Genomic DNA, 10,375 nt, shown 5'->3' with positions numbered 1-10,375 from the left:
ACCGGCTGATTACCGGACCCGCCAGAGTGGGGAATTTTACTTCGGCACTTCTGGGGAAAGTTCAGTCGGCGTTGACAGATCATCGCTGACAAACAGCGCGCTGTGGGGACTGATCACTCCCTCGATGCGATGATCTCCATGCCCAGCGGGCTGGAAGTCGAAATTCCAAGTGGAACCGAACCCGCTCAAATCCATCCCAGGAGACTGACCATGGCAGCCTCCGCCCCATCAACCGCCGGCGAGGCGTCCCGATTTACACACAGTAGAGGCCTTCGACGAAAAAGAGTGCGATGGAGACGCAGAAACCTCCGGAATCCCCTTACAACGCCGTCCGCGATGCGAACGGCGCCTCAAGTCAATGCCTTGGCGCAGGGTTAAGCATGCTGTCGGTGTCAAGTGACAGGGCCGATTGCCATAACGGAGTCTTGAAGCACATATGTGCTGCCCGCCCGTTTTCGGTTGCCTCATGAATGGACAACAAGCCGGACCATTCAAGAGGCTTCAGCACGCAATGGGAAAATGCAGCCATCTCCCGCCAGCCGTCATTGTCCCAATCAGAGTCCTCGCCATAAAATGCTTTGAAAAGGGCACGCTCGCTGGCCCCATTCTCGATCTCTACATTCAAGACATTCAGCCAGACGTCCCATTTACCGAATGGACGATCCTGAAAGCGCCCATATGATGCGTGATCGACGTCCAGAATGTAAAACGGGATAAGTTGCTGAAATAACGCGCCGGGTGCCTGTGCCATTTGCAGGCCCCGTTTCGTCAGCCGGAATTCCTCGCGATAATGTCGCCCGAGCTTTAATTCAATGAGCAGGAAGTGAAGAAGCTCCAGCGGCGGGAAATCATACTCGTTGAGCACCTTGTGATAGCGCATCAAGTCTTCGTAGCCCTGTCCGGGCCAGTCAAAATGCTCCGCCGCCCACCGCAAAAAATAGCGTTTGAATGCCTTGGTCTTCGTGATCCCAACGGGTCCGTTCTCAACCATATACGCCAACGTCAACCGCGCCGCGCGAAGCAGCGGGGAGTAGATGAAATCCGGATGGTCGTCGGGCAATTGGTGAAAACTGATCATATGATTTTATTGCTCATCCTGTTCACCGGTGCCAGATAGGCACCCCTCCGCAAGGCCGCCAGGTCGGCTGCGCAATTACCACTGTGCCAAACCTAAACGATGATGGCACCTGTTCGTTCTGTTTTATTCCGGCACTGCTACCGCCTGTCGACTGCGGGTATTGCCAATATTCCGCGGCGCATGCCGATGGGTCACACTGGGGAAACTCGTCTCACCAATGCATGCCACCGCACGTGATAGCCCGGGCCGCCACAAGATCCTTCGGCCAACAATAACCAACGTGGCAGCATGGTTGAGTTTGCCCTCTGGGAATTTGCTGACGTAACGAACGGAATTTAACGCGTGGGGAGGGAAAGGTATATCAACCGACATAGCCTCCCAGCGGCATGAAGGGGCCTAGCTGTCAGCGCTGGTGAGAGGGCGCACCTTCTGGATCCGGCGGATCGATACCGAGCTTATCGGGATATTTTCGTTGACCGGCCCCTCGAAGGCAATCTCCGATTTCAGAAGGTGCATCCAAGGTGAAGAGGACCATGTGAGGCGGATGCTAAGCGAGTAGTCGCCAGACCATCACTTTGGCATGAAGGGCGGAGAGCGGACCTTCGCTGCAGGTGTTTAGTGGCCGATCATTGAAAGGAAAGCCGACGTTCACTCCGATAGGTTCTCATATCATTTGCCGACATGACGGCCGGCGATTTGAATGGGTGTCGGGCAGATAGAAGGATTAAGTCCTTCGAGGGATTCGTTTCGGTGCTTCCGTTAGAACTTTTACCGCAATGGGCGCTCTGAGCTTTTCAGACTTACGGTCTCGCACCCGGCACTTCGCAACCGAGGAGATCAATTTTAATTTCCGGAAACGTTAAGCGTCTGTTTGCAGCGTAATATAAATCAAGATATTTTATCAATTCCAGAATAGGCGCCGCCCAATTCCAACGAGATTGATGCCTGAATATTGACTTTCAATACTTTTTGTAGCCGATAATATGTTTGCTGAGATATTCATGTCACCAAATTCATCAGCGTGGATGCCCCCAGAAATGAAATAGGCATCAAGCCCGCTGTCCGCGGCTCCCTTGATATCCGTTGGCATCCCATCACCTACGGCCAGCAATCGGCTCTTCGGGATTTTTCGATTGGCGAGGGCATTAACTCTATTGCGCGCTTCTTGATATATCGTAGCTTCAGGTTTGCCAGAGAAAATTACCGTACCGCCCATCTGTGAGTAGCGTTGAGCAATCGACCCGGCGCAAATGACCATTCGGTTCCCATCCCTTACAAGCAGATCAGGGTTCGCGCATATCATTCGGACCGCATTATCTCTCATTTCGACAAGCAGGTCGTGATACACGTCCACCGTTTCTATGGCGTCATCCAGCGGCCCGGTCAGCAGGCACAGTCTTGCGTCCGATATTCCCACGATCGGGTTCTTCGCCCCCTCAAGGATGGAATGATCGCGCGCCGGACCGAAGTGGAAGAGCGGAGTGTCTGGGTCACCCTGGATCAGGGTCCGCGTGACGTCCCCGGATGTAACGATGCAATCGAATGCTTCCCGGGGAACTCCCAAACGCTCCAGTTGCAGATAGACATCTTTTGCGGAACGCGGGGCGTTGGTGATCAAAACAACGTGGCGGCCGCTTGCGCGGTATCTGCACAGAGCATCGACGGCGTCGTCAAAGGGCGCGACCCCATTGTGGATTACGCCCCAGATATCACACAGTAAACTGTCGTATTGGCTCGCAAGTACGCTCAACGGGGTGAGCCGGGCTGACGAATTCGCAAGCTGTGGGGTGATTACCATGAGGCTGATGTGGCTACTCGTCGGCAGCACCAGTGTCAAGCTGGGCCGGGCGCCGCAGACCGTCGGCAGTCTGCTGTTGAGTTGCCAATGTCGTGCCTGAAAGTGAGCTGGCCCAATCATCTGAAACCTTCTACGCCTTGGCTCAGCGCACGGCTCGGCAGTAATGGTTGTAGCGCGAACGCATCCATCTCTTGCATTTTGGTAGCTTTGTTATTAAATACGATTTTCTGGCCCATGACTCCGTGGACGCCAATTTTTACGAAATCAGTCGCAGCATATCAGCCCTGCTGAAACACTGCCGAATGTTACCGGTCAAAGTCAGACGCCACTATATGGGCCGCTGCGAGCTGACCGTCTCTTGCGACCTCTGATCTTGCTCGACCTTTCCTGCACAGCGTCTCGGATGCTGTTTTCCAACGCATTATAGCCATCCCGTCTGCAACTTTTGTTGAGACAACGCTGTCTTTGGTTTCTTTTCGCAGGCGTTCAATTTCTGGTCGACGTACTGACAGCCATCTTTTGTGGCTGCGTTTTCGAATTCGATTTGTGCCCTCTCGACGTCCGTGTGCGATCCGCAAGCATGGACCATTCATGGGCGTGCCGACGGCCTGACCAGATAATCGGGGCGTTGAGGGAGCTTGACGTCTTTTGGATAAATATCTGCTTTTCACACCCGGCCCCGTAAATGTGGCCGCGACTCTGCGCGACGCGATCTGCCGCGAAGATATCTGCCATCGCGAATCCGATTTTGATGACCTTCTCGCCAGTATTGAACAAAAACTCTTGTCGCTCTTTCAGATCGCAGACCGCAGCCGCTATCGCGCGGTGATGATCACCGGGTCAGGCACGGCTGCCAATGAGGCCATCTTGTCGTCGGTTGTCGGCAAGGGCACGATCCTGGTCCTGTCGAATGGCGAATTTGGCGAGCGTCTGCACAAGACCTCGCAAATCCATAACGAGAAGACCCATCTGATCGAAGTGCCTTGGGGAACGCCGTTCGACCTGCCGCAGATCGACGCCTATCTGGCAGCCCACAAGATCGACGTGGTGGCCATGGTCCATCACGAAACCTGCTCGGGCATGCTGAATCCGCTGGGCCCGGTCGGCGCGATGGTCAAGGCGAACGGTGCGCTATTTGTCGTGGATGGAGTCAGCTCGGTCGGGGCAGAAGTAGTCGATATGGAGGGCTGCAACATCGCCTTCTGTTCCAGTTCCAGTTCAAAGGCGATCGGGTCGTATCCCGGCCTTTCCTTCGTCATCGGGCGCAAGAAGCACTTCAAGAAGCTGAAGGCCCACGCGGCCAACACCACCTATCTGAACCTTGCCACATTCTACGAGGTTCTCAGAACCCGCGGCCAGACGCCGAACACCCCCGCCGTGCCGCTCTTCTATGCATTGGAGCAGGCCCTGACCAACATCCTGCGCGAAGGCGCGACCAAGCGCTTTGCACTCATCCAGGCCCGCGCAGATATGTTGCGCGTCGGCATGCGCAGGTTGAACCTGGAATTTCTGATCGATGAGGAGGACATGTGTTCGATGCTCACGACGGTTCGGGTGCCGCCCAGCCTATCGGTGCGCGACATCCGCGACGGGCTACGCAAGAAATCCATCATCATCTATGAGGGCAAAGGCTGCTTTGCGGGCCGGGTGTTTCAGGTCGGCAATATCGGTGAATTGTCCAATTATGACATACGATTTTTCCTTGAGGCGCTGAAGGACGTGCTGCTGACATTGCAAGCAGAAGCCGCCGATCTGGTCGCAACGGTCAGGCCGAAAGGCGCGACCCTGATGAGGTTGCCCGCACCCGGTCAGGCGCTGACAAAGGTGGTGTCATGACCGGCAAGCTGGCACGGCTCTGGGCCACCAAGACGAAGGATGATGAATGGTGGTCGTCCTTCGTCACGGCGCCGCTGGCGATTTTCGTCAATTACGGCGCTGTCGACCAGCCCTGGATTACGCCGAACCGGATCACGGCCGCGTCGTTCCTCGTGGCCGTTGTGGCGAGCGTGGGAATTCTGATCGGCGGCACCGCATGGTTCATCGCGGCGGCGGTCCTGATCCATGTCAGCCATGTTCTTGACTGCATGGACGGCCAGATGGCGCGCTACCGGCAGGTATCTTCGCTGTTGGGCAGCTATTATGACCGCCTGACGGATCAGGTGCAGGTCACACTCTGGTTCGGGGCGGCGGGATATGCGGCCTATGCGCAGTCACTCAGCGTCGTTCCCGTGTTCCTCGCGCTGATCGGCATCGCGTTCTATGGGCTGCGCAGCTACGTGAAATACGTTGCCATCCAGATCCAGACGACTCGCGATCCGAGCTATCCGGCAATCATGGCGCGGCTGAGCCAAACCAGCCCCAAGGCGGGTCTGGGATTTGGACTGCGCGCCAATACCCTCTGGCTTTTGAAGGAACAGCCAAAGGCGCTCATCGCTGACGAAGGTGTCTTCATCTTCATACTGTCCGCCGCGCTTGTGCTCGATCAACTCACGCCGATGCTCTGGATCTTTGCCATCAGTCAGCTCTTCTGGGGCCTCTACTGGTCCGTGAAGCAGGGCATAAACATCACTGCCGAAAGGCAACTTCCAATTCAGAAATAGCGCGCCTTAGCGGCGCAATTATGAGGTAGATAAAACCATGATACATGAAAACACACGCGCGCCCACTGCTGTCATTCTGGCGGCAGGCGTCGGATTACGTCTGGCCCCTCTGACGGACGATTGCGCCAAAACCCTGCTATCCGTGGGCGGCTCTCTCATACTTGAACGGATGATCCGCAATTGCCTCAGCTGCGGGATCTCGCAATTCATCCTGGTGCTGGGCCACCGGGCCGATCAAATCAAGCAATTTGTCGACAAGACGTTTCGCGGTATTCGTGTCACCTATGTGATAAACGAACGTTATCGCGACACCAATACCGGTTATTCCCTGATGCTGGCCTCGTCAGCCATCGGGGCGGGGGAGTTCATAAAACTCGATGCCGATGTCGTGTTTGACGTCAAAGTTCTGCGCAATCTCATCGACAAGGCTTTGCCAAATGTCTTGTGCATCGACCGTAACATCGCGCTCGAGGACGAAGAGGTTAAGGTTGTAACGGACGAAGCGATGCAGGTGCTTGAGATCGGCAAGTCCGTTGATCCAAAGTCGGCCATCGGGGAATCCGTTGGCATCGAAAAGATCAGCGCCAAGACCGCGCCGATCCTTTTCGCGGAGCTTACGCAGATGATGGAAAGCCCGGCGCATCATCACGATTACTACGAGGCAGCTTACGAGAGGCTAGTGGCAAAAGGCATCGCCTTTCACGCGCTTGATATCACCGGGCTGAATTGGACAGAGATTGATACACCCTCAGATTTCGCCATAGCTAACGCCATGTTCGGAACACCGGTCACGACCGTATCGCGCGGGCAGCAACGCGCACTGGATGAGAGTGCGGCGTCCTGACAGACCACCAGCGTCTGAATAATGACACTCCAAGCCACCGGATGTCTTTCTAACGGAGTCGGTGGATTACAGCAGCCAAGCCCTGCCATTTTGGCACCGGATCGCTGCGCTTTGCAAAGGACAGACCATGGCCAAGGGTAACAACAGCAAACGCGGCAATAAAGAAACAAAGAAACCGAAGCAGGAGAAGCCGAAAGTTTCAGCCACGGCAAATTCTCAGACGGGAAAACCTGCGCTTTCAATCGCTGGCAAAAAGATAAAGTAGCGTTCTTGCAAAGGCCGCCGAAACACAGGATACCTTGGCAAGCGTATCCGGAACGGACTCTTTGGCGGCCTTTCATTACGGCCCTGCTCAATAGCCGGAACTTACCCACCACTCAGCGCGTGCAGCAAGCGATAATGACTTTTCGACGTAACCTCCAGCTTGCTGTGCGGGGAACCAACTGCAGCAAAGCAACAGCTGCACCGCAGCATCGGATCGAACGCAAAAATATGCTTTAAGTTAGTCAAACAAGAAAGGATCTATCGTATCAATAAGTTTGACCCTAAGACGCTATCAATAGCTCATCAAGACGTGATTAAAATCACCCGTCGATGGCTTGAACAAATGGTGGTAGGATTAAATCTATGCCCATTTTCCTTTAGTGTCATAGCCCGAGACCAAGTGCATTATGCCATATGTGATGCCACCACCGATGCACAACTAAAGCAGTTCTATGTGAATGAATTGCAGCGCCTGCTTGCGGCTAACCAAAATGACGTTGCCACTAGCTTGCTCATGTTTACCCAAGGTTTAGAAGAGTTCGGTGATTACCTCGCCTTACTCGATTGGTTTCAGCAGCTATTGGAGAAAGCGGAACTGACAGAGCATGTGCAATTAGCATCATTTCATCCTCAATATCAATTTGAGGGTGTGGCTGCAGACGATCTTAGCCACTTTACTAATCGCTCACCCTATCCAACCATACATCTTCTGCGTCAAGATCAGATGACTAAAATCCTTGCTCACGTTTTGGACCCTGAGAAGATTTATACAGATAACATAAAAACATTGAATAAGCTTGGGCGCCGACAGGTCGAAGCACTCTGCCCCTGGGGTATATAGAAAACGTTAGCATTGTACTGTAACTGCGCTGTTAACCCAGCTACCTCTATCGCTCGTTTTGCAGTGGCAGCGAAGGTCCGCTATGACGGGCCGCACCGCAGCATACCGATCATTGGGCCAAGGTCCGGTTTGGGCCGACCGCGTAGGTCGGCCCGACGCACTATATTTCGACCGCCTCGGAAATTGCCAAGGCGTCTTCAAGTTCGACTCCGAGGTAACGAACGGTGCTGTCCATTTTCGTGTGACCGAGCAGCAGCTGGACGGCGCAAAGGTTCCCGGTCTTGCGGTATATCTGGGCGACTTTGGTGCGACGCATCGAGTGGGTGCCGTATGAACTCGGCTCAAGGCCGATCGAGGTGACCCAGTCTCGAACGAGGCGTGCATACTGTCGTGTAGAGATGTGGCGCCTTTCTTGGAAGCGTCCCGGCCAAAGATGTTCGGACCCGACCATCAGCTGATCGTCGAGCCAGGCAACCAGCGATTTCCGCGTCCCCTCGGCAATCTCGAAGCGAACCGGGTGTCGGGTCTTGCTCTGTGTGATGGAGGTCCGTTCCTTGACCTGGCCAGCGGCATAGACGTCCGCGACCTTCAGCTTCACGAGGTCACAGCCACGGAGCTTGCTGTCGATCGCGAGGTTGAAAAGCGCAAGATCGCGAGTGCGCTCTCCGATCTCGAGACGCACGCGGATCGCCCAGACATGCTTCGGCATGAGCGGTCGTTTCTGGCCGACTATTCGGCCCTTGTTCCAGGCTGGGCGGCAGGAACGGATGGCTGGAAGATTGGCAGCGGACATGACGTTTTTCTCCGTTCCGCCGCACGCCGCCTCTTCGCCGACCCCGTGCCGGCGCTACATCGTATCACGCCGCGTTGCCGCAGGTCTGCTTCGAGCCGAAGCCGACATGCGGACCGAGGCCCGGGTGCTTCTGCAGCAAGTAGGTCGCGCGCCTTGATCGAAGTCAGTCCGATTGCCTCTGCAATGTGGTATGCTTCGCCGTCCGGCGGGATGGTCCTGCCGAGTGACGGGAGCGCGTAGGGCTCCCGGTGGCCATGCGGCCAAGGCTGAGGAGGGGAATACCATGAAATCAATGTTGAAGCTTTCCGTGGCGGTCGCCGCGCTGGTTCAGGCCGGGACCGCCATGGCCGCCGATCCTCTGGTCGATGTCGACTGGGTGAAGGCCAACCTCGAGGCGGAGGGCATCGCCTTCATCGATCTGCGCCCGCGCGGCGCCTATGTGGAGGGTCACGTCCCTGGCGCGGTCCACAGCCAATATGGCGGGCCCGACGACGCGTGGCGGGTGAAAGTGGGCGAGGTCCGCGGCCTCGTGAGAGATCCGGCGGAGATCGCCGGCCATCTCGGCAACATCGGGATCTCCAACGACGATCATGTCGTGCTGATCGCTGCGGGCGATGCCTCGGCCGACATGGCAGCCGCCGCGCGCGTCTACTGGACCTTGCACTACCTCGGCCACGACGAGGTCTCGATCCTCGACGGGGGCATGAGTGCCTATCTCAGGGAGCAGGACTCGGACAGGAAGCCCGTAAACCCGCTGGTAGAGGGCATGACCGACTTGGCCCCCGCGACCTTCGTTGCCGATCCGCGGCCGGAGATGATCGTCACCGCCGAGCAGGTGGAGGCCATGGCGGCTGAGGGCGTCCCCCTCGTCGATCACCGCCCCCACGATTCCTACGTCGGCGTCACGAAGTCGGGCTCGGCTAAGGTGGCTGGCACGATCCCCGGCGCGCTCAACCTGCCCCATCCCTGGACCACGGTGAACGCGGGCGGGACGTTCCGCGACCCGGACCAGCTAACCAGCCTGTACCAGGCCGCGGGCGTCCCCGTCGTGGGACCGCAGGTGAACTTCTGCAACACGGGGCAGATGGCGAGCATCGGCTGGTTTGTAAGCCACGAGCTCCTCGGGAACGAGGACGCGGTGGTCTACGACGGGTCGATGGCCGACTGGACCCATTCGGGCCGTGAAGTGGAGCAGAAGGTCAGGTTCTGACGGCCGGCTCCGTCTTGAGAACGGCGGACGCAATGCTGCTCACGCGCAAGCCGGCCGTCGTTCTCCTGCCCGTCCCGGCGCTGCTTTCTGGCCCCTCTGCTGAGGCGCAGCAAGGCGCAGGGTGAGCGGCCCAGACCAGAAACGGCGGTTATGCCGCGGCCGCGTTAGGCCGGTTCGTCCGCACTGTGCTCCTTCACCCACCGAAAATGCTGCGCGATGCACGAATGGCAGCAAGGCGAAAGCTGCGGCGCGGCGTTTCAACGACCGACGAGCGGCGGCTTCGGGCCGTCATGGCATGGCACCGAACGTGCTGTATCGTTGGCGGCGTCTGATACTGGCCGGGGTGGCAATGGCGGTGTCAGCACACAATGACGTCATAAGCAATCGCGCTGGCCGGCAGATGGAGGGCTTACTTTATGATTGAGCATCGGCTTCGGCGTTTTCTGCCGCCCACTCACCCGCCACCTCGACGACCATCGGCGACGCCGTAGGCAATACATTGAGATAACTGTCTGTCTCTTCCACTGGCGAAATCGCCCGCTGCGTCATGCGGTAGAGCGCGTAAAGGGCGATGACCAAGAAGGTCAAACCCAGCACGAGCCAGAACGCGAAGGGATCAAGCCCTTGCATCGCCCAGCCGGTGACAAGCGGTCCGGCGATCGCGCCGAGCCCGAAGGTAAAGACCAACCCGCCGGAGGCCGCAGGCATGTCGTCGGCCGAGAGGGCGTCATTCGTGTAGGCAAGGAGGAGCGCATAGAGCGGGGTCGTGACGCCACCGGCCAGGAATGCAGACGCCATCAAGACCCACAGGCCTCCACCCGCAAGCCATCCGAGGGCGCAAGACGCCGCCCCGAGGCATGACGCGCCAAGGATCAGCTTGCGCCGGTCCATCCGGTCGGAAAGCCATCCGATAGGGTATTGCAGCACCAGCGCCCCAGCGAACAGCA

10 protein-coding genes are annotated in these 10,375 nt (G+C 57.2%); 6 read left to right on the top strand and 4 right to left on the bottom strand.

Annotated elements, in window-relative coordinates:
- Positions 1 to 355 precede the first annotated feature (355 nt).
- Positions 356 to 1,078 carry a hypothetical protein gene (locus ACEWPL_RS19040; protein WP_393930898.1) on the bottom strand — a complete coding sequence of 241 codons (723 nt, stop codon included), beginning with the start codon at positions 1,076 to 1,078 and terminating at the stop codon, positions 356 to 358.
- A gap of 901 nt (positions 1,079 to 1,979) precedes the next feature.
- Positions 1,980 to 2,906: a TIGR01459 family HAD-type hydrolase gene (locus ACEWPL_RS19035; RefSeq protein ID WP_393930918.1), complete on the bottom strand. Its 927-nt coding sequence runs from the start codon at positions 2,904 to 2,906 to the stop codon at positions 1,980 to 1,982.
- Positions 2,907 to 3,524: 618 nt separating this feature from the next.
- On the opposite strand from ACEWPL_RS19035, the gene ACEWPL_RS19030 reads away from it, so the two are divergent.
- From ACEWPL_RS19030 to ACEWPL_RS19010, 5 genes are all read left to right on the top strand, one after another.
- Entirely contained in the window at positions 3,525 to 4,712 is a 1,188-nt protein-coding gene (locus ACEWPL_RS19030) for a pyridoxal-phosphate-dependent aminotransferase family protein (RefSeq protein WP_393930900.1), read from the top strand.
- Positions 4,709 to 5,476, top strand: coding sequence for a CDP-alcohol phosphatidyltransferase family protein (locus ACEWPL_RS19025; protein WP_393930902.1), 768 nt, complete (start codon positions 4,709 to 4,711; stop codon positions 5,474 to 5,476). Before ACEWPL_RS19030 ends, ACEWPL_RS19025 begins: the two co-directional genes overlap by 4 nt.
- A gap of 37 nt (positions 5,477 to 5,513) precedes the next feature.
- Entirely contained in the window at positions 5,514 to 6,320 is an 807-nt protein-coding gene (locus ACEWPL_RS19020) for a phosphocholine cytidylyltransferase family protein (RefSeq protein ID WP_393930904.1), read from the top strand.
- Positions 6,321 to 6,447: 127 nt separating this feature from the next.
- A complete protein-coding gene (locus tag ACEWPL_RS19015; protein WP_393930906.1) occupies positions 6,448 to 6,585 on the top strand; it encodes a hypothetical protein in 138 nt (45 codons plus the stop codon).
- Positions 6,586 to 6,894: 309 nt separating this feature from the next.
- A complete protein-coding gene (locus ACEWPL_RS19010) occupies positions 6,895 to 7,425 on the top strand; it encodes a DUF1415 domain-containing protein (RefSeq protein ID WP_393930908.1) in 531 nt (176 codons plus the stop codon).
- Positions 7,426 to 7,585: 160 nt separating this feature from the next.
- Here the strand turns inward: ACEWPL_RS19010 and ACEWPL_RS19005 are convergent, their stop codons facing one another.
- On the bottom strand, positions 7,586 to 8,218 hold the full coding sequence (locus tag ACEWPL_RS19005; RefSeq protein ID WP_393930910.1) for a tyrosine-type recombinase/integrase: 633 nt from the start codon (positions 8,216 to 8,218) through the stop codon (positions 7,586 to 7,588).
- A 283-nt stretch (positions 8,219 to 8,501) separates the two neighbouring features.
- Between ACEWPL_RS19005 and ACEWPL_RS19000 the strand changes: the two genes are divergently transcribed.
- Positions 8,502 to 9,428: a sulfurtransferase gene (locus tag ACEWPL_RS19000; RefSeq protein WP_393930912.1), complete on the top strand. Its 927-nt coding sequence runs from the start codon at positions 8,502 to 8,504 to the stop codon at positions 9,426 to 9,428.
- A gap of 414 nt (positions 9,429 to 9,842) precedes the next feature.
- On the opposite strand, the gene ACEWPL_RS18995 is transcribed toward ACEWPL_RS19000, so the two are convergent.
- Positions 9,843 to 10,375: MFS transporter (locus ACEWPL_RS18995; protein ID WP_420744391.1), on the bottom strand; the 533-nt coding region annotated here is incomplete at its 5' end.

Origin of the sequence: Roseovarius roseus (assembly GCF_043355935.2) — a bacterium.
Classification (GTDB): Bacteria; Pseudomonadota; Alphaproteobacteria; order Rhodobacterales; family Rhodobacteraceae; genus Roseovarius; species Roseovarius roseus.
The sequence above is the reverse complement of the archived record's forward strand: the minus strand, read 5'-3'. Positions and strand labels throughout refer to the sequence as shown.

What these genes read in the sequence shown, in the direction of transcription:
- ACEWPL_RS19040 (WP_393930898.1), bottom strand. Translation starts at nt 1,078, where the DNA reads ATGATCAGTTTTCACCAATTGCCCGACGACCATCCGGATTTCATCTAC.
- ACEWPL_RS19025 (WP_393930902.1), top strand. Translation starts at nt 4,709, where the DNA reads ATGACCGGCAAGCTGGCACGGCTCTGGGCCACCAAGACGAAGGATGAT.
- ACEWPL_RS19020 (WP_393930904.1), top strand. Translation starts at nt 5,514, where the DNA reads ATGATACATGAAAACACACGCGCGCCCACTGCTGTCATTCTGGCGGCA.
- ACEWPL_RS19015 (WP_393930906.1), top strand. Translation starts at nt 6,448, where the DNA reads ATGGCCAAGGGTAACAACAGCAAACGCGGCAATAAAGAAACAAAGAAA.
- ACEWPL_RS19005 (WP_393930910.1), bottom strand. Translation starts at nt 8,218, where the DNA reads ATGTCCGCTGCCAATCTTCCAGCCATCCGTTCCTGCCGCCCAGCCTGG.
- ACEWPL_RS19000 (WP_393930912.1), top strand. Translation starts at nt 8,502, where the DNA reads ATGAAATCAATGTTGAAGCTTTCCGTGGCGGTCGCCGCGCTGGTTCAG.